Source organism: Pseudomonas oligotrophica, assembly GCF_021726475.1.
Taxonomy (GTDB): domain Bacteria; phylum Pseudomonadota; class Gammaproteobacteria; order Pseudomonadales; family Pseudomonadaceae; genus Stutzerimonas; species Stutzerimonas oligotrophica.
This window is the reverse complement of the sequence record NZ_JAKJRU010000001.1, coordinates 561,188-581,854: the sequence shown is the minus strand read 5'-3', so window position 1 is coordinate 581,854 and position 20,667 is coordinate 561,188. Positions and strand designations below refer to the sequence as shown.

Annotated in this window: 16 protein-coding genes; 7 read left to right on the top strand and 9 right to left on the bottom strand. The window is 70.0% G+C overall.

Going from position 1 to position 20,667, the window contains the following annotated elements; translation table 11 throughout:
* Window positions 1-51 precede the first annotated feature (51 nt).
* The 3 genes from mtgA (at window position 52) to L3N39_RS02655 (ending at window position 5,484) form a co-directional block, all read left to right on the top strand.
* Window positions 52-744: a monofunctional biosynthetic peptidoglycan transglycosylase gene (gene mtgA, locus L3N39_RS02665; RefSeq protein ID WP_237255947.1), complete on the top strand. Its 693-nt coding sequence runs from the start codon at window positions 52-54 to the stop codon at window positions 742-744.
* A gap of 141 nt (window positions 745-885) precedes the next feature.
* Window positions 886-2,802, top strand: coding sequence for a phosphodiesterase DibA (dibA, locus tag L3N39_RS02660; RefSeq protein ID WP_237255649.1), 1,917 nt, complete (start codon window positions 886-888; stop codon window positions 2,800-2,802).
* Window positions 2,803-2,922: 120 nt separating this feature from the next.
* Window positions 2,923-5,484, top strand: coding sequence for a hybrid sensor histidine kinase/response regulator (locus L3N39_RS02655; protein WP_237255648.1), 2,562 nt, complete (start codon window positions 2,923-2,925; stop codon window positions 5,482-5,484).
* A 73-nt stretch (window positions 5,485-5,557) separates the two neighbouring features.
* Here the strand turns inward: L3N39_RS02655 and rpoH are convergent, their stop codons facing one another.
* The 4 genes from rpoH to ftsY form a co-directional block, all read right to left on the bottom strand.
* Entirely contained in the window at window positions 5,558-6,412 is an 855-nt protein-coding gene (rpoH, locus tag L3N39_RS02650) for an RNA polymerase sigma factor RpoH (protein WP_237255647.1), read from the bottom strand.
* Between the two features lie 115 nt (window positions 6,413-6,527).
* Window positions 6,528-7,550, bottom strand: a complete 1,023-nt coding sequence (gene ftsX, locus L3N39_RS02645; RefSeq protein WP_237255646.1) for a permease-like cell division protein FtsX — start codon at window positions 7,548-7,550, stop codon at window positions 6,528-6,530.
* Complete coding sequence (gene ftsE, locus L3N39_RS02640; protein ID WP_237255645.1) at window positions 7,547-8,218, bottom strand: cell division ATP-binding protein FtsE; 672 nt, start codon at window positions 8,216-8,218, stop codon at window positions 7,547-7,549. Before ftsE ends, ftsX begins: the two co-directional genes overlap by 4 nt.
* Window positions 8,215-9,492 (bottom strand): signal recognition particle-docking protein FtsY, encoded by a 1,278-nt coding sequence (ftsY, locus tag L3N39_RS02635; RefSeq protein ID WP_237255644.1) that lies wholly within the window; start codon window positions 9,490-9,492, stop codon window positions 8,215-8,217. The genes ftsE and ftsY overlap by 4 nt, the downstream gene beginning before the upstream one ends.
* 206 nt (window positions 9,493-9,698) lie before the next feature.
* Here ftsY and L3N39_RS02630 point away from each other — a divergent pair, with 206 nt between their 5' ends.
* Genes L3N39_RS02630 through rsmD form a run of 3 tightly spaced genes read left to right on the top strand, consistent with a single transcriptional unit; the run spans window position 9,699 to window position 13,199 of the window.
* On the top strand, window positions 9,699-11,057 hold the full coding sequence (locus L3N39_RS02630; RefSeq protein ID WP_237255643.1) for a M16 family metallopeptidase: 1,359 nt from the start codon (window positions 9,699-9,701) through the stop codon (window positions 11,055-11,057).
* Complete coding sequence (locus L3N39_RS02625; protein ID WP_237255642.1) at window positions 11,050-12,600, top strand: M16 family metallopeptidase; 1,551 nt, start codon at window positions 11,050-11,052, stop codon at window positions 12,598-12,600. Before L3N39_RS02630 ends, L3N39_RS02625 begins: the two co-directional genes overlap by 8 nt.
* A complete protein-coding gene (gene rsmD, locus L3N39_RS02620) occupies window positions 12,600-13,199 on the top strand; it encodes a 16S rRNA (guanine(966)-N(2))-methyltransferase RsmD (RefSeq protein WP_237255641.1) in 600 nt (199 codons plus the stop codon). Before L3N39_RS02625 ends, rsmD begins: the two co-directional genes overlap by 1 nt.
* Here the strand turns inward: rsmD and L3N39_RS02615 are convergent.
* Entirely contained in the window at window positions 13,193-13,597 is a 405-nt protein-coding gene (locus L3N39_RS02615; protein ID WP_237255640.1) for a ribonucleotide reductase subunit alpha, read from the bottom strand. The two genes, rsmD and L3N39_RS02615, sit on opposite strands and share 7 nt — an antisense overlap.
* A 153-nt stretch (window positions 13,598-13,750) precedes the next feature.
* Between L3N39_RS02615 and L3N39_RS02610 the strand changes: the two genes are divergently transcribed.
* Window positions 13,751-14,752, top strand: a complete 1,002-nt coding sequence (locus L3N39_RS02610; RefSeq protein ID WP_237255639.1) for a hydrolase — start codon at window positions 13,751-13,753, stop codon at window positions 14,750-14,752.
* A 15-nt stretch (window positions 14,753-14,767) separates the two neighbouring features.
* Here the strand turns inward: L3N39_RS02610 and L3N39_RS02605 are convergent, their stop codons facing one another.
* Genes L3N39_RS02605 through L3N39_RS02590 form a run of 4 tightly spaced genes read right to left on the bottom strand, consistent with a single transcriptional unit; the run spans window position 14,768 to window position 20,587 of the window.
* The gene (locus L3N39_RS02605; RefSeq protein WP_237255638.1) at window positions 14,768-15,775 is read right to left on the bottom strand and encodes an HlyD family secretion protein; all 1,008 of its coding nucleotides are present in this window, start codon (window positions 15,773-15,775) and stop codon (window positions 14,768-14,770) included.
* Between the two features lie 10 nt (window positions 15,776-15,785).
* Window positions 15,786-17,864 carry a coiled-coil domain-containing protein gene (locus L3N39_RS02600; RefSeq protein ID WP_237255637.1) on the bottom strand — a complete coding sequence of 693 codons (2,079 nt, stop codon included), beginning with the start codon at window positions 17,862-17,864 and terminating at the stop codon, window positions 15,786-15,788.
* Complete coding sequence (locus L3N39_RS02595) at window positions 17,864-19,192, bottom strand: glycosyltransferase family 2 protein (RefSeq protein ID WP_237255636.1); 1,329 nt, start codon at window positions 19,190-19,192, stop codon at window positions 17,864-17,866. The genes L3N39_RS02600 and L3N39_RS02595 overlap by 1 nt, the downstream gene beginning before the upstream one ends.
* Window positions 19,193-20,587 (bottom strand): TackOD1 domain-containing metal-binding protein, encoded by a 1,395-nt coding sequence (locus L3N39_RS02590; protein ID WP_237255635.1) that lies wholly within the window; start codon window positions 20,585-20,587, stop codon window positions 19,193-19,195.
* Window positions 20,588-20,667: the final 80 nt, after the last annotated feature.

Below are 20,667 nucleotides of genomic sequence, written 5' to 3'. Positions count from 1 at the left end.
GCCGGGACGGCCGCTATAATGCCCGCTCTTCTGGCCCGCGACCACGTCCTCATGCTCCGCTCCCTGCTGCGCCGCCTGTTCAAGCTGCTGCTCTGGTTCGTCGCCGTCTCGGCATTGCTGGTGCTGGCCCTGCGCTGGGTGGCGCCGCCGTTCACCGCGCTGATGGTCGAGCGCAAGCTGCAGTCCTGGACCAGCGGACCGAGCATCGACCTCGAACGCCAGTGGCGGCCGTGGAAAGAACTGCCGGACGACCTGAAGATGGCGGTCATCGCCGCCGAGGACCAGAAGTTCGCCGAGCACTGGGGCTTCGACGTCGCCGCCATCCGCGCCGCGCTGCAGCACAACCAGGCCGGCGGCTCGCTGCGCGGCGCCAGCACGCTCAGCCAGCAGGTAGCCAAGAACCTGTTCCTCTGGTCCGGGCGCAGCTGGCCGCGCAAGGCGCTGGAGGCCTGGTTCACCGCGCTGATCGAGCTGCTCTGGCCCAAGCAGCGCATCCTCGAGGTCTACCTCAACAGTGTCGAATGGGGCGACGGCATCTTCGGTGCCGAGGCAGCCGCGCGACATCACTTCGGCCGCGGCGCGCCCTACCTGTCCACCACCCAGGCCAGCCTGCTGGCGGCGGTGCTGCCCAACCCGCGCAGCTGGGACGCCGGTCGCCCGAGCGGCTACGTCCAGCGCCGGGCCGGCTGGATTCGCCAGCAGATGCGCCAGCTCGGCGGCAGCGACTACCTGCGCCGCCTGTAACGATTCGTTAATGACCCGCGGCAATATTCGGGCAACGCCGTTGCGGGACAATTCGCCACCTTGGCGCGGCCCCGGCCGCGCGCTTCCCCGCCAGGCCTCACCTCCGGCGGGCTTCATGAAGTACCGGCCACGGTTTTGAAGATGAACATGCACCTGCTGCGGCTTAGCCTCGGCTACTTCGCGATTTCCATGCTCTGGCTGCTGGCCAGCGACCCGCTGTTGCACCGCCTGGTGCCGGATACCGGCCAGCTGCAAGCCTGGGCGCTGGCCAAGGGCACGCTGTTCGTCGTGCTCAGCACCTTCGTGCTTTACCTGCTCGAGCATCGCCACCTGCGCCGCCTGGCTGCCGAGCAGGACGCCCTGCGCCTGAAGGAGTCCAGCCTGCGCCAGGCCGCAGCGGTGTTCGACAGCACCCTCGAGGGCGTGCTGGTCACCGACAGCCAGCAGCGTATCGTCCACGTCAACCCGGCCTTCAGCCGCATCACCGGCTATGCCACCGATGAGGTGCTGGGCAAGACCCCGGGGCTGTTCGCCTCGGGCAAGCACGACGCCAACTTCTATCGAGCCATGTGGCAAGCACTACAGGCCGAGGGCGCCTGGAGCGGCGAGATCTGGAACCGGCGCAAGAGCGGCGAGGTGTACCCGCAATGGCAGAACCTGCGCAGCATCCGCGATGAGCGGGGCCTGGTCAGCCACTATGTGGCGGTGTTCTCCGACCTGTCCGCGCTCAAGCGCTCACAGGAGGAGCTCGACCAGCTCGCCCACTACGATCCGCTGGTCGGCCTGCCCAATCGCCTGCTGTTCAGCGAGCGCGCCAAGCAGAGCCTGGAGCGCGCCCGCGCGAGCCGGCGCGGCGGCGCGCTGCTGCTGATCGACCTCGACCACTTCAAGGACATCAACGAAAGCCTCGGCCACAGCCTCGGCGATGCTCTGCTGCAGGCGGTTGCCGGGCGCCTGCAGGGCCTGGTCCAGCCGGGCATGACGCTGGCACGCCTGGGTGGCGACGAGTTCGCCCTGCTGCACGAGGATTGCAGCGCCGATCAGGCGGCAGCCCTGGCGCTGCGCCTGCTCGACGCCCTCGCCCGCCCCTACCGCCTGCAGGGCCGCGACCTGTTCAGCAGCGCCAGCATCGGCATCGTGCTCTACCCGCACGCGATCCGCGACGTCGAGCAGCTGATGCGCAACGGCGACTCGGCGCTGTTCAAGGCCAAGGGCAGCGGCCGCTCGACCTACGCCTTCTACAGCCAGGAGCTGACCAGCCACGCGCAGCAGCGCATGGAACTGGCCACCGCGCTGCGCCAGGCCCTCGAACAGCAGCAGCTGCGGGTGCACTACCAGCCGATCTTCCACCTGGCCAGCGGCACGATCCGCGGCGTCGAGGCGCTGGTGCGTTGGGAACACCCGCAGCACGGGCCGATCTCGCCGGCGCAGTTCATTCCCATGGCCGAGGAGAACGGCCTGATCGGCGCGATCGACCGCTGGGTGCTGGAGCAGGCCTGCCGGCAGATGCGCCAGTGGCAGGCCGAGGGCCGCCCGCTCGAGTTCGTCGCGGTGAATATCTCCAGCCGCCTGTTCGGCCACGGCGAGCTCGACCTGCAGGTCGCCAGCATCCTCGCCGACACCGGCCTGGCGGCCCGTCACCTGGAGCTGGAGATCACCGAGAGCGCGGTCATGCAGGACCCCGAGGCGGCCATCGACCTGCTGCAGCGCCTGCGCCAGCTCGGCGTGCGGCTGGCGATCGACGACTTCGGCACCGGGCATTCCTCGCTGCTGCGCCTCAAGCGGATGAACGTGCACAAGCTGAAGATCGACCAGGGCTTCGTCGCCGGACTGCCCGACGACCGCGAGGACGCGGCGATCACCCGCTCGGTGATCGGCCTGGCGCACAACCTGGGGCTGAAGGTGGTCGCCGAGGGCATCGAGCACGACTTCCAGGCGCACTTCCTGCTCGACCACCACTGCGACTATGGCCAGGGCTTCGGCCTGGCCCGCCCCTGCCTGCCGGAGGCCATCGACTGGCGGCCGCGCGCGCTGCCGCAGCACCAGGGCTGCCGCTAGCCTCGGTATCAATGGCCTGGACGCACAGGTAAGCTAGGCCACGATACGCTGACGTACCCGTGCGGCGGGCCACGATCGAGTCGAAACCATCGCGCCCCGCAGCGCCCGGCAGTGAAGGCAATGAGCGACCCAGCCATCGAACCCAACCCGACCCCGGGCCTCAAGCAGCTCGTCGACTGGCGCAACGGCGTCGCCTGGCTGGTCCTGCTGTTCACCCTGCTGGTCCAGCTGGTGCTGTTCCAGCACTTCCAGGCACGCGAAACCCGGGCGGCGCGCCAGGAATTCCACCTGCTCGGCGAGAAGGTCACCGAGGCGCTGCGCAAGCGCCTGCTCGATCACGAGCAGATCCTGCTCGGCGGCGCCGGGCTGTTCGACGCCACCGGCGAGGTCAGCCGCGAGCAGTGGCGGATCTATGTCCAGCGCCTGCAACTGGCCGATAACTACCCCGGCATCCAGGGCGTCGGCTTCAGCCGCGCGATCCAGCCCGAGGACCTGCCCGCACACCTGCGCCAGGTGCAGGCCGAGGGCTTTCCCGACTACGCGGTGCACCCGCCGGGCGAGCGCCCGCTGTACACCTCCATCGTCTATCTCGAGCCGTTCACCCCGCGCAACCGCGCCGCGTTCGGCTACGACATGTATTCGGACCCGGCCCGCCGGCAGGCCATGCAACGCGCCGCCGAACAGGGCCTGACCAGCATCACCGGCATGGTCACCCTGATGCAGGAGACCCACGGCAAGGTCCAGGCCGGCGTGCTGCTCTACGTCCCCGTCTACCGCCAGGGCATGCCGCTGGGCAGCCCGGAGCAGCGCATGCGGGCGCTCCGCGGCTTCGTCTACAGCCCCTATCGCGTCAGCAACCTGGTCAACGGCATCCTGCGCAACATGGACCTGCCGCTGGAACTGCGCATCTATGCCGGCGCGGCCGAACGCCCGGAGGACGAGATCTTCACCAGCACGACCGCGAACGGGCCGGCCGCCGGGCAGTACAGCGAACTGCAGCAGCTGCATGCCTACGGGCAGGTCTGGACCCTGCGCATGACCAGCCTGGCCGAGTTCGACGAGCGCTTCCACGCCAACTGGGCGACGCTGGTGCTGCTGAGCATCGGCATGAGCCTGCTGCTGTTCTTCCTCACCGCCTCGCTGGCCCTGCGCCAGCGCCGCGCCAAGGCCCTGGCCGAACGCATGACCCAGGCCATCCGCCGCAGCAAGCACGACCTCAGGCTCAGCGAGGAGCGCCTGTCGCTGGCGCTCAAGGGCAGCAACGACGGGCTCTGGGACCTCAACCTGGAGGCCGGCACGCTGTATGCCTCGGCGCGCGCCTGGGAGATGCTCGGCCACCGCGCCGAGGAATTCCCCTGCGACCTGCGCCTGTGGGAGCGCTTCGTCGTCGCCGAGGACGTCCCGCACGAGCGCTCGCGCCTGGCCAAGGCCATGCTGTCGCGCCGGGATCACTTCACCGCCGAGCTGCGCATGCAGCACAAGAGCGGGCGCATCGTCCCGGTGCTGCTGCGCGGCTACATCCAGCGCGACCTCGACGGCCAGGCCCAGCGGATCACCGGGACCATCATGGACCTGACCGAGCACAAGCGCGTCGAGCAGTTGAAGAACGAGTTCGTCTCCACGGTGAGCCACGAGCTGCGCACCCCGCTGACCTCGATCACCGGCGCCCTCGGCCTGATCAACGGCGGTGCGCTGGGCAAGGCGCCGCCAGCCATGCAGCAGATGCTCGAGATCGCCTACCGCAACAGCCTGCGCCTGGGCCACCTGATCAACGACCTGCTGGACATGGAGAAGATCGCCGCCGGCAAGATGACCTTCGACATGCGCGAGCATGCGCTGGTCCAGCTGCTGGAAGAGGCGCTGGCCAACAACCAGGGCTTCGCCGAGCAGCACGGCGTGCGCTGCGTGCTGGCGGCGCCGCCGCCGGTCACGGTCTGGGTCGACGGCCTGCGCCTGCAGCAGGTGCTGAGCAACCTGCTGTCCAACGCCATCAAGTTCACCCACCAGGGCGGCGAGGTGCAGGTGCATGTGCTGCAGCGCGACGGGCTGGTGCGGGTCTGCGTGACCGACCAGGGCCCGGGCATCCCGGCGGGCTTTCGCAGCCAGGTGTTCGCCAAGTTCGCCCAGGCCGACACCTCCGACAGCCGCACCAAGGCCGGCACCGGCCTGGGCCTGGCGATCACCAAGGAGCTGGTCGAGCGCATGGGCGGCACGGTCGGCTTCGACAGCGAGGAAGGCCACGGCTCGACCTTCTGGTTCGAGCTGCCGGTACAACCGCCGATGGCCGACCAACCGGCCGAGGACGACGGCCGCCCGCGCCTGCTGGTGGTCGAGGACGAGCCGGACACCGGCCGCCTGCTGCACCTGATGCTCAGCGAAGGCGGCTACGCGGTCGATCGCGTGCAGAGCCTGCAGCAGGCACGCGAGCGCCTGGCGCAGGCACGCTACCGGGCCATGACCCTGGACCTGCACCTGCCCGACGGCAGCGGGCGCCAGTTCGTCGAGGAGCTGCGCAACGACCCGGCACTCAAGGAGCTGCCGGTGGTGGTGATCTCCGCCGCACCGCAACTCGACGAGGCGCTGCTGGCCCATGGCGTGTTCTGGCTGCACAAGCCCATCGGCAGCGCGCAATTGCTGGAGACCCTGCGCAACGCCCTGGTCGGCGGCGCAGAGCGCGACTGAAGAATCGGCCGGGCAAAGAAAAACGCGGAGCCTGCAAGCAGACTCCGCGTTCGATCCAACGGTACGGCCGGGCTCAGGCCTGGATACAGCCCTTGAGCTTGTTCATCGCGTTCTTTTCCAGCTGGCGGATGCGCTCGGCCGAGACGTTGTACTTGGCGGCCAGGTCGTGCAGCGTCGCCTTTTCCTCGCTCAGCCAGCGCTGCTGGAGAATGTCGCGGCTGCGCTCGTCCAGCCCGTCGAGCGCCTCGTGCAGGCTGGCGGCCGAGCTGTCGCTCCAGTCGGCATCCTCGAGCTGGCGCGCCGGGTCGTAGCGCTGGTCTTCCAGGTAATGCGACGGCGACTGGTAGGCGCTCTCGTCATCGGCATCGTCCAGCGGGTCGAAGGCCATGTCGTGGCCGCTCAGGCGGCCTTCCATCTCGCGCACCTCGTGCGGCTCGACGCCCAGGCTGTCGGCGACGCGGTTGACCTCGTCGTTGTTCAGCCAGGCCAGGCGCTTCTTCTGGCTGCGCAGGTTGAAGAACAGCTTGCGCTGCGCCTTGGTGGTGGCGACCTTGACGATGCGCCAGTTGCGCAGGATGAACTCGTGGATTTCCGCCTTGATCCAGTGCACGGCGAAAGACACCAGGCGCACGCCCATTTCCGGGTTGAAGCGCTTGACCGCCTTCATCAGCCCGACGTTGCCTTCCTGGATCAGGTCGGCTTGGGCCAGGCCATAGCCCGAATAGCTGCGCGCGATGTGCACGACGAAGCGCAGGTGCGCCAGGACCATCTGCCGGGCGGCTTCCAGGTCCTGGTGGTAGAAGAGCCGCCCAGCCAGCTCGCGCTCCTGCTCGACGGTAAGCAGCGGCAGGCTGTTTACGGTCTGCACGTAGGCCTCGAGATTGGCTCCCGGGACCAGGGCTTGAACAGGTTGCAGAGAAGTTGTCATGCAGTTCCTCCCGAAGTGAAGCTGCAGCAGTGTAGCACTGGCCCCTATGACTGCAAGGCCTGTGGATAAGTTCCCCCACAGGCCTGGAAAACGCCTTTCAAAACAGAAAATTAGGTTAGCGCGGCGCAAGTTCGCTGAGGTGCCGGGCGACCGCCAGCCAGGCGCCGATATAGCCCAGCAGCACGGCACCGACCACCAGCGAAACGGCATCGCCCGAAGGCACGCCGGCCAGGCCGAAGTCGCTGCCGTAGAGCCCGGCGAGCCGGACCACCGCCTCGTTCAGCCAGCCCAGCCCGTAGGCCAGCAGCGCCCAGGCGATCAACCCGGCACCCAGGCCGTAGATCGCGCCCATGTAGAGGAAGGGTCGGCGCACGTAGCCATCGGTCCCGCCGACCAGCTTGACCACCTCGATCTCGGTGCGGCGGTTCTCGATATGCAGGCGGATGGTGTTGCCGATCACCAGCAGCAGCGTGGCCACCAGCAGCAGGGTCAGGCCGAAGACGAAGCGGTCGCCGAGCTTGAGGATCGCGGTCAGCCGCTCGACCCAGAGCAGGTCCAGCTGCGCCTGCTCGACGCCCGGCATGCCGGCGAGGGTCTGGCGCAACGCCTCGAGCTTGTCCTTGTCGATCTCCCTGGGCGTCACCAGTACCGAGCCCGGCAGCGGGTTGTCCGGCAGCTCGCGGAGCGCCTCGCCGATGCCCGAGAGCTGCTGGAACTCCTCCAGCGCCGCCTCGCGGCTGATCCACTGCGCCTCGGCCACGTCCGGCAGCGCGGCGATCTCCTCGCGCAGGCGCTGGCCGGCGGCGGCGTCGACATCCAGGCGCAGGAACACCGAGATCTGCGCGGCACGTTGCCAGGAGCCGCCGAGCCGCTCGACGTTGTCCAAGAGCAGCGCCAGGCCCATCGGCAGGCTCAGCGCCACCGCCATCACCAGGCAAGTGAAGAAGCTGCCGATCGGCTGCTTGAGCAGGCGGCCGAGGCTGTCCACCAGGCTCGCGCGGTGGCTCTCCAGCCAGGCGTGGAACAGTGTCCTGAAATCCGGTTCGTCGTGTTTCGCCTCGACCTTCTTCACCGAGCCACCGACACGCTCGGCGGTGCTCGGGTTGGCTTTGGGATCGCTCTTGCGGGATGCGCTCATCGGCCGGCCTCCCCGTCGCCGATCAGGCGACCACGTTGCAGGGTGAGCATGCGGTGGCGCATGCGCGCGATCAGCGCCAGGTCGTGGCTGGCGATCAGCACCGTGGTGCCCAGGCGGTTGATGTCCTCGAACACGCCCATGATCTCGGCGGCCAGCCGCGGGTCGAGGTTGCCGGTCGGCTCGTCGGCCAGCAGCAATGCCGGCCGGTGCACCACCGCGCGGGCGATGCCGACGCGCTGCTGCTGGCCGGTGGAGAGGTCGGCCGGGTACTGCAGCGCCTTGTCCTTGAGGCTGACGCGCTCCAGTGCGGTCATCACCCGCTGGCCGATCTCGCGCTTGTTCAGCCCGAGGATCTGCAGCGGCAGGGCGACGTTGTCGAACACGGTGCGGTCGAACAGCAGCTGGTGGTTCTGGAACACCACGCCGATCTGCCGGCGCAGGAAGGGAATCTGCGCATTGGTGATGCGCGACAGGTCCTGCCCGGCCAGCAGCAGCTTGCCGCTGGTCGGCCGCTCCATTGCCAGCAGCAGGCGCAGCAGCGTGCTCTTGCCCGCGCCGGAATGGCCGGTGACGAAGAGGAACTCGCCGCGCTGCACGTGGAACGACAGCTCGTGCAGCCCGACGTGGCCGTTGGGGTAGCGCTTGCCGACCTGATCGAAGCGGATCATCGCTCGTCCTGGCCGAACAGCGCCCTGACGAAGGCGTCGGCCTCGAAGGTACGCAGGTCGTCGATGCCCTCGCCGACGCCGATGTAGCGGATCGGCGTGCCGAACTGCTTGGCCAGGGCGAAGATCACGCCGCCCTTGGCGGTGCCGTCGAGCTTGGTCAGGGCGATGCCGGTGAGCTCGACGGCCTGGTTGAACTGGCGGGTCTGGTTGATCGCGTTCTGCCCGGTGCCTGCATCGAGCACCAGCAGCACCTCGTGGGGCGCGGTCTCGTCCAGCTTGCCGATCACCCGGCGCACCTTCTTCAGCTCCTCCATGAGGTTGTCCTTGGTGTGCAGGCGGCCGGCGGTGTCGGCGATCAGCACGTCGATGCCGCGCGCCTTGGCCGCCTGCACCGCATCGAAGATCACCGAGGCGGAATCGGCGCCGGTGTGCTGGGCGATCACCGGGATGCGGTTGCGCTCGCCCCAGATCTGCAGCTGCTCGACCGCGGCGGCGCGGAAAGTGTCGCCGGCGGCGAGCATGACCTTCTTGCCTTCGTTCTGCAGCTTCTTGGCCAGCTTGCCGATGGTGGTGGTCTTGCCGACGCCGTTCACCCCGACCACCAGGATCACGTAGGGCTGCTTGGCGCTGTCGATGGCCAGCGGCTGCTCGACCGGGCGCAGCAGCCCGGCCAGCTCTTCCTGCAGGGCGCGGTAGAGCGCGCCGCTGTCGGCCAGCTCCTTGCGCGAAACGCGGCGGGTAAGGTTCTGCATGATCACGCCGGTGGCCTCGACGCCGACATCGGCGGTCAGCAGGCGGGTTTCCAGTTCTTCGAGCAGGTCGTCGTCGATGGCCTTCTTGCCGAGGAACAGGCTGGCCATGCCCTCGCCGATGCTGGCGCTGGTCTTCGACAGGCCCTGGCGCAGGCGGGCGAAGAAGCCCAGCTTGGCCGGTGCGGCAGGCTGCGCCGGCAGCGGCTCGGTGACCGGCTCGGGTGCGGATTCAGGTTCGGGTTCAGGTTCGGGCTCGGCAAGCGGTTCGGCAGCAGCCGTGGCGGCTTGCGGCTCCTCGGCCTTCGGCGGCTCAGCCAACGGCAAGGGTTCGACCGGCTGCTCGCGCAGCATCTGCTCGGCCTCGCGATCGGGCTGGTCCGCCAGCGGCTGGCTCTCTTCCGGGGGTTCGGCCGCCGGGGGCTCGGCCGCGGGGGCCTGCGGCTTCTTGCGCAACCAGCCGAACAGACCCTTCTTCTCGCCAGCCTCGGCCGGCGTCTTCTTGTCGTCGTTGGAACCAAACATGCAGACGGTATTCTCAAGGGGGCGTTACGCCGGAGGCCAGGCCGCCGGCCGGACGGACGGAGGCCTATCCTAGCACCTACCCGCGCGGCTGCGCCAAAGGCGCCCGGTCGCCTGGCAAGCGCCGCTTTGCCTGGCCGGGGCAGCTCAGTACCATGGCCGCGTGCTGGCGTCGGCACACGGCCACGCCATCGACTCGGAATCCCAGCATGCTCCTGACACTACGCCGCTGCGCGGCCCTGCTGCTGATCGCCCTGCACGCCCCGCTGGCCGGGGCGGCGGACAGCCAGCCCACCCACGAATTCTTCCTCGACAACGGCCTGAAGGTGATCGTGCGCGAGGACCACCGCGCACCGGTGGTGGTCTCCCAGCTCTGGTACAAGGTCGGCTCGAGCTACGAGACCGCCGGCCTGACCGGCCTGTCCCACGTGGTCGAGCACATGATGTTCAAGGGCAGCGCCAAGCTCGGCCCGGGCGAGGCGTCGCGCATCCTGCGCGAGCTGGGGGCCGAGGAGAACGCCTTCACCAGCAACGACTACACCGCCTACTACCAGGTGCTGGCGCGCGACCGCCTGGCGGTGGCCTTCGAGCTGGAAGCCGACCGCCTGGCCAGCCTGCGCCTGCCACCCGAGGAGTTCGCGCGCGAGATCGAGGTGATCAAGGAGGAGCGCCGCCTGCGCACCGACGACAAGCCCAGCGCGCTGGCCTTCGAGCGCTTCAAGACCATCGCCTACCCGGCCAGCGGCTACCGCAACCCGACCATCGGCTGGATGAGCGACCTGCAGCGCATGACCGCCGACGACCTGCGCAACTGGTACGAAGCCTGGTACGCGCCGAACAACGCGACCCTGGTGGTGGTCGGTGACGTCACCGCCGACGAGGTCAAGGGCCTGGCCGAGCGCTACTTCGGCCCCATCGAAAAGCGCCAGGTGCCCACCGCCAAGGCGCCGCTGGAGCTGGCCGAACCCGGCGAACGGCGCCTGACCCTGCACGTCAAGACGCAGCTGCCGAGCCTGCTGATGGCCTTCAACGTGCCGAGCCTGTCCACCAGCGACGACGCGCGCCAGGTACACGCCCTGCGCCTGGTCGCCGCGCTGCTCGACGGTGGCTACAGCGCGCGCCTGGCCGAGACGCTGGAACGCGGCGAGGAACTGGTGACCAGCGCCTCGGCCTGGTACGACGCCTATACCCGCGGCGACAGCCTGTTCGTCCTCAGCGCCACGCCGAACGTGCAGAAGGGCCATGACCTGGATGCCGCCGAGGCCGGGCTCTGGGCCCAGCTGGAGCGGCTCAAGCAAAGCCCGCCGAGCAGCGACGAACTGGCGCGCGTGCGCGCACAGGTGATCGCCGGGCTGGTCTACGAGCGCGATTCGATTACCCAGCAGGCCACCACCATCGGCCAGCTGGAGACCGTGGGACTGTCCTGGCGGCTGATGGACGACGAGCTCGCCGCGCTCGAGGCGGTGACCCCCGAGGACATCCAGCAGGCGGCACGCACCTACCTCACCCGTGCGCGGCTGAGCGTCGCCCATGTCCTGCCGGAGCAGAAGGAAGCCCAAGATGAATAAGCCCAGCCTGTGGCGCCACGGCGCCCTCGGCCTGCTGCTGGCCGCCTGCCTCGGCCTGGCCGCCTGCGACGAACCGACTGGCGACAACGCCGCGCCCGCCAGCCAGCAACCCGCCGCGCAGCCCGCCGAGCCGACGCCGCCGGCCTCCGAGGCGGCCACTGGCGAGCCTGCCGTCGAGCAGGCCAGCCGGCGCGTCGAATCGCTCGAGCAACTCAGCGAGAAGCCGCTGGCGCGTCGGCACCTGGAGATCCAGACCTGGCAGACCGCCGAAGGCGCCAAGGTCCTCTTCGTGCGCGCGCCGGAGCTGCCGATGTTCGACCTGCGCCTGACCTTCGCTGCCGGCAGCGCCCAGGACGAGGGCACGCCGGGCCTGGCGCTGCTGACCAACGCCATGCTCAACGAGGGCATCGAGGGCAAGGACGTCAGCGCCATCGCCCGCGAGTTCGAAGGCCTGGGCGCCGACTTCGGCAACGGCGCCTACCGCGACATGGCCGTCGCCAGCCTGCGCAGCCTGAGCGCCGCGGACAAGCGCGACGCCGCGCTGGCGCTGTTCGGCCAGGTGGTCGGCAAGCCGACCTTCCCGGAGGATTCGCTGCAGCGGATCAAGAACCAGCTGCTGGCCGGCTTCGAGTTCCAGAAGCAGAACCCCGGCAAGCTGGCCAGCCTGGAGCTGTTCGCCCGCCTCTATGGCGAACACCCCTACGGCCACCCCAGCGACGGCACCGCCGAGTCGATCGCACCGATCAGCGCCGAGCAACTGCGCGCCTTCCACCAGCGCGCCTACGCCGCCGGCAACCTGGTGATCGCGCTGGTCGGCGACCTCAGCCGCGAGCAGGCCGAAGCCGCCGCCGCCCAGGTCTCCGCGGCCCTGCCCCGGGGCCCGGCGCTGGCGCCGACGACCGAACCGGCGGCGCCCGAGGCCGGCAAGTCGCACATCGAGTTCCCCTCCAACCAGACCCACCTGATGCTCGCCCAGCTCGGCATCCCGCGCGGCGATCCCGACTACGCCGCGCTCTATCTCGGCAACCAGATCCTCGGTGGCGGCGGCTTCGGCACCCGGCTGATGGAGGAGGTGCGCGAGAAGCGCGGGTTGACCTATGGCATCTACTCGGGCTTCAGCCCGATGCGCGCCAGCGGCCCGTTCATGATCAGCATGCAGACCCGCGCCGAACTCGCCGACGGCGCATTGGAACTGGTGCAGCAACTGGTGCGCGACTACCTGGCCGAAGGCCCCAGCGAGGCCGAGCTCGAGCGTGCCAAGCGCGAGATCGCCGGCAGCTTCCCGCTGTCCACCGCGAGCAACGCCGACATCGTCGGCCAGCTGGGCAGCATCGGCTTCTACGACCTGCCGCTGACCTACCTGGAAGATTTCATGGAGCAGGTGCAGGCGCTGACGGTCGAACAGGTCAGCACGGCGATGCGCAAGCACCTGAGCGCCGACGGCTTCGTCATCGTCACCGCCGGCCCGAGCGTCGCGCAGCAGCCGCTGCCGCCGCCCACCGACCAACCCACAGCCGCGCCCAGCGCAGTCCCGGAGCATTGATGGCCAATCCACCCGTCCGCCCGTCCGCCCATGGCGGCACCGGCCAGTTGCGCATCATCGGCGGAGACTGGCGCTCGCGGCGCTTTTCCTTTCCCGACGCCGAAGGCCTGCGACCGACTCCCGACCGCGTGCGCGAGACGCTGTTCAACTGGCTGATGCCCTACCTCTCCGGCGCGCGCGTGCTCGACCCGTTCACCGGCAGCGGCGCGCTCTACCTCGAGGCGCTGTCGCGCGGCGCCGGCATGGCCCTGGCGCTGGACGTGAACGCCAATGCCATCGCCAGCCTGCGCAAGCACCTGGACACGCTCAACTGCGGCAACGGCCAGCTGCTGCAGAGCGATGCCCTGCGCTACCTGGAAACCCAGGCGGCGACGCCGTTCGACCTGGTGTTCCTCGACCCGCCGTTCAACCAGAACCTGCTGCTGCCGGCCTGCCAGCTGCTGGAAAGCAAGGGCTGGCTGGCCGAGCGCGCCTGGATCTACACCGAAAGCGAGGCCGCGCCGTCCTCGCTCGGCCTGCCGGGCAACTGGCGGCTGCACCGGGAAAAGAAGGCCGGCAAGGTGTTCTATGCGCTGTGGGAGCGCAACGCCGCTCAGTAGAAGTCGACCGCCTGTCCGTCGCGGTCGAAGGCGATGAAGCGGCCGACGCTGCCGCTCTCGATGGCCGCGACCATCATCTTCAGCGGCTCCTCGGCATCCTCGGAGCCGGGGGTGATGCCGGCGTGGCCGGGCAGCGCCGCGGCGAACACCAGGTCCCAGGGCTGGCCGGTGCGCTGCGATTCGTCGAACAGCGTGGCGAAGCCTTCCAGCTCCTCGGGCAGCTTGTCGACGCAAAGCACCGGGCGCAGCGAACCGCCGCCGCCCTCGGCGAAGCGCTCGCGCTCGGCGGCGTTGGCATCGTCGGGCAGCTCGGCGGTAACGAAGACGAACAGCAGGCGCTGCGGCTCGGCCTGCGCGCGGGCGGCATGCAGCAGTCGGTCGAAGGAGGAAAGCATCATGGTCGGTTCCGAGTGTTTCTGGCCAGCCGACACTGTCGGCCGCCCGCGCCGCGCTGACCATATCCCCAAAGGCATACGCCCCTCGCACCGGGCGGCATTCAGCCGGCCGATGCGGCTTGCCGTGCCAGCCGTCGCTGGCCTAGCGTGGCCGGCATGAACATCCGGCAGAACCCTCCGACCGCCCCGTTCCACCCGGCCTGGTGGCTACCGGGCCCGCACCTGCAGACCCTGTGGAACCCGTTCCTGCGCCGCGCGCCGCGGCTGGCGCGCCGCCGCGAGCGCCTGTGGCTGGCCGACGGCGACTTCCTCGACCTCGACTGGTACGGCCCGCACGCGCCGGCGGCGCCGCTGGTGCTGGTGCTGCACGGGCTGACCGGCTCGTCCGCATCGCTCTACGTGCTCGGCCTGCAGCAGCGCCTGGCCGAACGCGGCTGGAGCAGCGTGGCCGCCAACTGGCGCGGCTGCTCCGGCGAGCCGAACCTGTCGCCGCGCGCCTACCATTCCGGCGCCAGCGACGACCTGGCCGAGATCGTCGAGCACCTGCTGGCCAGCCGCCCGCAGGCGCCGCTGCACGCGGTGGGCTATTCGCTGGGCGGCAACGTGCTGCTCAAGTACCTCGGCGAACGCGGCGCCGACTGCCCGCTGCGCGCGGCGGTGGCGGTCTCGGTGCCCTTTCGCCTGGACCAGTGCGCCGACCGCATCGGCCTCGGCTTCTCGCGGGTCTACCAGGCGCATTTCATGAAGGCCATGGTCGCCTATGTGAAGGACAAGCAGCGACTGTTCCGCGAGCGCGGCCTCGAGCAGCACCTGGCCACCCTCGGCGCACTGGGTACGCTCGAGGGCATGCGCACCTTCTGGGACTTCGACGGTCGCATCACCGCGCCGCTGCACGGCTTCAGCGATGCCAGCGACTACTATCGGCGCGCCTCCAGCCGCTACTACCTCGGCGGCATCCAGGTGCCGACCCTGCTGATCCAGGCCGCCGACGACCCTTTCGTGTTCCGCCACAGCATCCCCGAAGCCTGCGAGCTCTCACCGAGCACGACCCTGGAACTGCACGGCCATGGCGGCCATGTCGGCTTCGTCGAAGGCACTCCGCTGCGTCCGCGCTACTACCTGGAGCGCCGCATCCCGCAATGGCTGGCCGAGCGCTGACCCCGACGCGGCGGGTCAGTCGCCGAAGGGCAGCCAGGCATGGCCGAAGCGGGCCTTGAGCCCGAGCCGGTCGATGCGCCACTCCGGCGGCAGGTCGTCGACCCGGGCGAGCACCCGCAGGCTGCGCGTCGGTGCGCTGAACGGCGGACGCAGCTCGGCCGGCACCGGGGCGGCACTGTCCACGGCCTGGACCACCTCGGCCGGACGCTGGCTGCCGTCCGGGAAGATCAGCGTCAGCCGCGTGCCGCTGGCCGCCTCGGCGGCATGGCTGGGCTGCAGGTAGACCCATACCTGGGGATCGCCGGCACGCTCGAGGCGCAGCAGCGGCATGCCGGGGCCGACGTTTTCCCCCGGCGCGACGAGGATCTCGCCCACCTTGCCCGCTTCCTCGGCGCGCAGTTCGAGGCCCTGCAGGCGACGTTCCAGCCAGGCCAGCTCGAGTTCACGCTGGCGTTGCTCGCTGCTGGTCAGCGGTTGACTGCGCTGGGCCAGCTGATAGAGATCGCGCTGCCGGGCGTCACGCTGGTCGGCGGCTGCCAGCAGCTCGCCGCGGGTCGCAGCACCGGCCTCGAACAGACGCTGGATCTGCGCCAGCCGCGCCTCGGCGCGCTCGAGCAGGCGCGCCAGCAAGGCGCGTTCGGCAGCGCTGCCGGCGAGCTGTGCTGGCTGCTCGGCGGCGGCCTCGAGCAGGAACTGCCGGGCGCGCCATTCGGGGTTGTCCAGCCGGACCAGCAGATCGCCGGCCTGGACGTGCTGGCCCGGTTGCACCAGCACCTCGCGGACCTGCGCCGCCTCGCGCGCGCGCAGCTCGCCGCCGGGCAGCTGCAACTGGGCCGGCGCCTCGATGAGCCAGAGCATGAGCGCCCAGCGGCCGGCCAGCCAGAGCAGCGGGCTGAGCACCGCCAGCAGGATCAGATACCAGCGCAGGCGGAAGGCCAGGCGCTTGCCCGGGGCATAGAGCACCTGCAGGCCCTGCTCCTGGGTCGGCTGCTGTTCCTTGGCGCTGGAGAACTTGATCTTCATGCGGCGTCGCTCAATGGGGGAAGTGGGACCAGTCCTGCCAGTCGATACCGCTGACCGAGTGCGCCTGCAGGCGCGCGCGCCAGCGCTCGGCCTGGGCCTCGAGCTGGGCGCGGCTCGCGTCCGTCCAGGACTCCTCGGCGGCCAGCTGCGGCTCCACGCTCTGCGCCAGGCGGAAGCCCAGCCCGGGCCAGCGCCGGGCGATGTCCTCGGCCAGTGCGGCGCTGCGCTCGGCGTTGCGGGTGTAGATCATCAGGCTCACCTGGCGCACGCCGAGCCGGGTCAGCCGGCACGGCACGCAGACCTCTCCGGCCTGCGGCGCGGCGAACCAGCGATGGTGGCTGGACAGCTCGAGCGGCCAGGGGCTGACCCGCGCCGCCGCCTCGAGGGTGTCCAGCCAGTCCTGCAGGCGTGCCGGCGGCACCGGCCAGCCAAGCTGCTCAACCTCGAGGTCCAGGTGCACGGCGGCGAATGGCAGCGGGGCCAGTGTCGCCAGCAGGTCGAGCAGGCCCTGGCGCGCCTGCGGCAACAGCCACTGCGGATCGCCGAGCAGCAGCACCGTCTCCAGGCGCTGCGCCCGCGTCGCGTCGAGCAGCTGGCGCAGCCGCGCCTGCAACTGCGGGTCGCCGATCTGCGCGGCGCTGAGGCCGAGGTAGAGGCGCTGCATGCCGGCAGCCCGCAGCGCCTGCAAGGCCTGGTCGCGGCTCGTCGGCTCGAGCAGCGCGCGGCTGTCCCAGACGTAGGTGCCCTGGCGCCAGCCCCGGCCCTCGGCGAGCGTTGCCTGCACCTCGGGCTTCGCCAGCGCCTGCCACTCATGCGGGCGGCCGAGCAGCGCCGCGAGGCCGGCGTCCGCGTCGACGAACAGCCGCAGCGAGGCCTCGCGCAGCCACAGCTCGTGCCAGGCAGCGATCAGGCGCAAGCCCGCCTGGCCGCGCTCCAGCTCGGCGGACAGGCTGCCGAGAAAGGCCTGGTCGATATCGCCGTCACGCCGCAACCGCTGCTCGCGCATGGCCAGGTCGGCCACCTCCAGCTCCTCGCGGGCCTGCCGCAACGCCTCGGCGGCCAGGCGGTGAGCCTGCAGCGCCTGGGCCAGCGCCCGGGCCAGCCCATCGCGCTCGGCCTCGAGCCGTGCCAGCGCTGCCGCATGGCGTGCCTGGCCCTCGTCGTCCCGCGCCTGGCCGTAGGCCAGCGGATCGAAGGGCGTCGACAGGCTGATGCTGGCGACCAGGCCGCTGCCCGGCTGGTTGCCGCCATTGCGCGCCTCGTAGCTCTGGGCAACGCTGAAACTGGAATCCACCGAGGCGTACCAGGGGCTCTTGCGGCCCTGTTCGGCTGCGCGCAGCTGCTCGCGACGCTCTTCCAGCCGCGGATGGACCTCGAGCTTCTGCAGCCAGGCCGCCAGGGGCTGCACGCTGTCCGCCAGGGCTTCGGCCTCGGCCTGTTGCTGCGACCCGAGCGGGCGCCCGGACAGCAGCGACAGGCGCTGGGCGGTCTCCTCCAGCAGCGGAGCGATGGCCGTGCAACGACGCTGCAGCGCCTGCCAGCGATCGTCCTGCAGGCGCGCCTCCGAGGCCAGCAGCCAGCCGCTGCGCAAGCGCTCGGCCAGTTGCCGGCGTGCCTGTGCCGCGGGCTGCTCGAGGCTGGCGCACCAGCGCTGTTCCTGCTGCGCACGCCACCAGTCGGCATAGGCGCTGCGCAGGGCCAGGCGCTGCTCGGCGCGGTAGCCGGGCCGACGGGCCTGCAGCTGCTGGTGCTCGGCCTGCAGCCCGCGCAGCGCATCCTGCTGGCGATGCAGGCTGCCGAGCAGCGGATGGCGCAAGCCCAGGGCGAGATCGCGGCCGTAGTAGTCGTCGCGCAGATCCTCGGTCACCAGTTCGCGGTAGCGCCCGGTGCCGGCCGAGGCGAACCACTGCCACCCGGCCTCGGCTTCGCGCTGCTGCCGCTGCGCATCCAGCACCGCGAGCTCGGCCTCCAGCGCACGCTCGGCCGGCCCGTCGGCGGCCTGTTCCAGCAGCCCGGCCAGCGGCAATGACTCGGCCCGGCAGACCGCCGCCAAGCCGAGCAGGAGAAGGGCAACCCAGCAACGCAGCATCAGAACCTCTTGGCCTTGCGCAGCACCCACCAGGGCGCCATCGACGATTCCTCATGGCCGCGCCTCACCCACTCGTTGAGGATCGCCACCGCGCTCCAGCAGCGCATGACGAACATGAACAGCGGAAACAGCGGCACCACCCAGCACAACCGCAGGTCCTGGCCCGGCCGCTCGCTGACCATCGCCAGCAGCGCCACGTAGCCCAGCAGGGTGCTGGCCAGGTAGACCAGGTAGATCAGCAGGGCGAGCACGAGGAAGGTCGACAGCGTCAGCGCATAGAGGCCGACGAGGAAGTAGCCGAGGATGATGAAGGGCAGCACCAGCTGGAAGAAGAAGCCGCTGACCAGCACCGCGAGGAAATTCGGCCAGCCGAGCAGGCGCGGCGTGAAGCTGTGGCGATGCTTGCGCACGTAGAGGAAGAACAGGTCGCCATCCCAGCGCAGGCGCTGCAGGAGGAACTGGCGGAAGGTTACCGGCGCATCGGTATGGCCGATGGCGCACGGCTCGAAGGGAATGCGCAGCGGCCGGCGCCCGAAGTAGTTCTTGATCCGCAGGGTGATGTCCAGATCCTCGGCGGTGTGGGTATCCCAGCCACCGATCTTCTCGAGGAAGCTGCGGCGAAACGCGCCGAACGCGCCGGACACGTTGTTCACCACGTTCCATTCGCTGAGCCCGGTCTTGGCCATCTGGATCGACAGCAGGTACTCCAGCGCCTGCATCGCGGTGGTCAGCGACGCCCCGGCGTTGCGCACCCGCAGGCTGCCGGCGACGGCCGGCACGTCGGCATCCTGGAAGTGGCGGACCATGCGCACCACCATGTCGTTGTCGAACGAGGTGTCGCCATCGAGCGCCATGACGATCTCGCCGGTGCTGTAGTCGAGCCCTGCATTGAGCGAGGACACGCGCCCGCCGCGCTGCCACTTGGCGATCGGCCGCAGGAAGCGCCGCGGGTAGAGCCGGCCATCGACGCGAAAATCGCGCACCGCCTGCATGGTGGCGTGGTTGGCCGCCGCACCGTCGACCACCGGGATCATCTCGATCTCGCCACGGTAGGTCTGCTCGCACAGGCTGAGCAGCGTCTTCTGCACGTCGCGGCCTTCGCTGTAGCAGGTGATGATGCAGGACACGCGCGGCTGGTAGGGGTTGCCTTCGGGCAGCTCGAAGGGCTTGCGCACGAACCAGCGCAGCACGCCGAGCAGCACCAGCAGGTTGAGCGGCAGCTCCAGCACGACGAACGCCGGAAACAGCATCACCAGCAGGTAACCGAGGCCGTCAGGCTTGTCGATCTCGCCGAGGATGCCCAGCCACTGCAGCCAGAAGGCCTCCATTCAGCCCAGCTCCCCGTTCAGCCGCGCCAGCAGCAGCGCCGCATCCTCCTGCTCGAGCAGATCGGCCGGAGCGGTGAAGCCGGCCAGGCGCAACTGCAGCTTGCCGATCTGCTCGCTGGCCAGCCGCTCGGCACCCTGTGCCAGGCGCTGACGCACCACCGCCAGGCCGGCGGCATCGGTGTGCGGCATCAGGATCCAGAGGATCTCCTCACTGACCCGGCAGCAACGATCGGTATCGCGCACCGCCTCCTGCAGCCGCTCCACCAGGCTGTCGACCAGGGCATGGCCGCGCAGCTCGCCGAGCGCACTGAGCGTGGCGGCCATGTTGACGAAGCGCAGGCCGAGCAGGGAGAAGGCCGGCTGCTTGTAGCGTCGCACCAGCTGCAGCTGCCAGTTGAGCAGCTCGTGGAAGGCGCTCTGGCTGAGCAGCGCGAGCTGGCCAAAGCTCTCGGCCTCCACCGCGGCCGTCGCGTAGCCCTGCCGGCAGCGCAGGCGCCCGGCTTCGGCCAGGCGGAAATGACGCACCTCGCGCACGCGCAGCTTGTCCGGCGCATGGGCATGGCCGCAATCCAGGCAGCGGGCCTCGACTTCGGCGTCGACGAAGAAGGCCTGGCAGCCGCGGCAGCGGTAGTTCTCCAGCGGCCGATCGTAGTCGCTGCCGATGTGGCGCAGGCGGCTCAGGCAGTTCGGGCACAGCAGCAGCCCGTCCTTGAGGAAATGCTCCTGGGGCGCGACGTGGCCGCAGGTGAAGCAATGCAGCGACGGCTGGCGGGCGATCTCCAGCGTCTGGCACTCGGGGCAGACGTCGACATAGTTGAGCCGGCCGGAGCCACAGCTGATGCACAGGCGCAACCGATCGAGCAGCTCGCCCTCCTCCAGCCAGCCCTGCTGGGTCATCAGCTGCAGCCAGGCGAACGAATTCGGCGACTCGTCGTCGGCCAGCGCCTCGAGCAGCGGGTAGCGATAGTGCTGGGCCGCGCCGGCATCGCGCACCGCATGCACCGCGCCGTGCGGGCGCAACCACAGCCAGGCCAGCACCCGCGACTCGAAGCGCTCGGGCGCCACGCCGCGGTCGAACAGCCCGAAGCGCTCGCGCCAAAGCCGCCACAAAGGCGCCAGCGCGCCCAGGTCGGGCGGCGGCGCGCCGTCGCCGAGTGCCACGCACCAGGCATCGCTGTCCTGGCAGCAGTAGATCAGGCTGAAGCGGTAGCGCCGGTCCATGCGCAGGCCGCGCAGGGCCTCGCCGGCACGGGCGCCGGGCAGGTCCAGCAGGAGCACGTCGTAGGCAGGCGCCTCGTTGAGCGTGGCGATATCCAGATGCCGCTCGACTTCGATTCCGCTGAATCGGGTCGAGGACACGCCCAGCACGGCAACGCGGGGTAGCGGGGAAGGCATGGAAAACCGCCAGGCAGTAGCAGAGTGCCATCATTGTACTGATTTGCCCGGTGCTATTGGCCAGCCATCTGTCGCGCCGT

Coding starts and splice junctions, on each gene's coding strand:
- mtgA (WP_237255947.1), top strand. CDS start 52: ATGCTCCGCTCCCTGCTGCGCCGCCTGTTCAAGCTGCTGCTCTGGTTC.
- dibA (WP_237255649.1), top strand. CDS start 886: ATGAACATGCACCTGCTGCGGCTTAGCCTCGGCTACTTCGCGATTTCC.
- L3N39_RS02655 (WP_237255648.1), top strand. CDS start 2,923: ATGAGCGACCCAGCCATCGAACCCAACCCGACCCCGGGCCTCAAGCAG.
- rpoH (WP_237255647.1), bottom strand. CDS start 6,412: ATGACAACTTCTCTGCAACCTGTTCAAGCCCTGGTCCCGGGAGCCAAT.
- ftsX (WP_237255646.1), bottom strand. CDS start 7,550: ATGAGCGCATCCCGCAAGAGCGATCCCAAAGCCAACCCGAGCACCGCC.
- ftsE (WP_237255645.1), bottom strand. CDS start 8,218: ATGATCCGCTTCGATCAGGTCGGCAAGCGCTACCCCAACGGCCACGTC.
- ftsY (WP_237255644.1), bottom strand. CDS start 9,492: ATGTTTGGTTCCAACGACGACAAGAAGACGCCGGCCGAGGCTGGCGAG.
- L3N39_RS02630 (WP_237255643.1), top strand. CDS start 9,699: ATGCTCCTGACACTACGCCGCTGCGCGGCCCTGCTGCTGATCGCCCTG.
- L3N39_RS02625 (WP_237255642.1), top strand. CDS start 11,050: ATGAATAAGCCCAGCCTGTGGCGCCACGGCGCCCTCGGCCTGCTGCTG.
- rsmD (WP_237255641.1), top strand. CDS start 12,600: ATGGCCAATCCACCCGTCCGCCCGTCCGCCCATGGCGGCACCGGCCAG.
- L3N39_RS02615 (WP_237255640.1), bottom strand. CDS start 13,597: ATGATGCTTTCCTCCTTCGACCGACTGCTGCATGCCGCCCGCGCGCAG.
- L3N39_RS02610 (WP_237255639.1), top strand. CDS start 13,751: ATGAACATCCGGCAGAACCCTCCGACCGCCCCGTTCCACCCGGCCTGG.
- L3N39_RS02605 (WP_237255638.1), bottom strand. CDS start 15,775: ATGAAGATCAAGTTCTCCAGCGCCAAGGAACAGCAGCCGACCCAGGAG.
- L3N39_RS02600 (WP_237255637.1), bottom strand. CDS start 17,864: ATGCTGCGTTGCTGGGTTGCCCTTCTCCTGCTCGGCTTGGCGGCGGTC.
- L3N39_RS02595 (WP_237255636.1), bottom strand. CDS start 19,192: ATGGAGGCCTTCTGGCTGCAGTGGCTGGGCATCCTCGGCGAGATCGAC.
- L3N39_RS02590 (WP_237255635.1), bottom strand. CDS start 20,587: ATGCCTTCCCCGCTACCCCGCGTTGCCGTGCTGGGCGTGTCCTCGACC.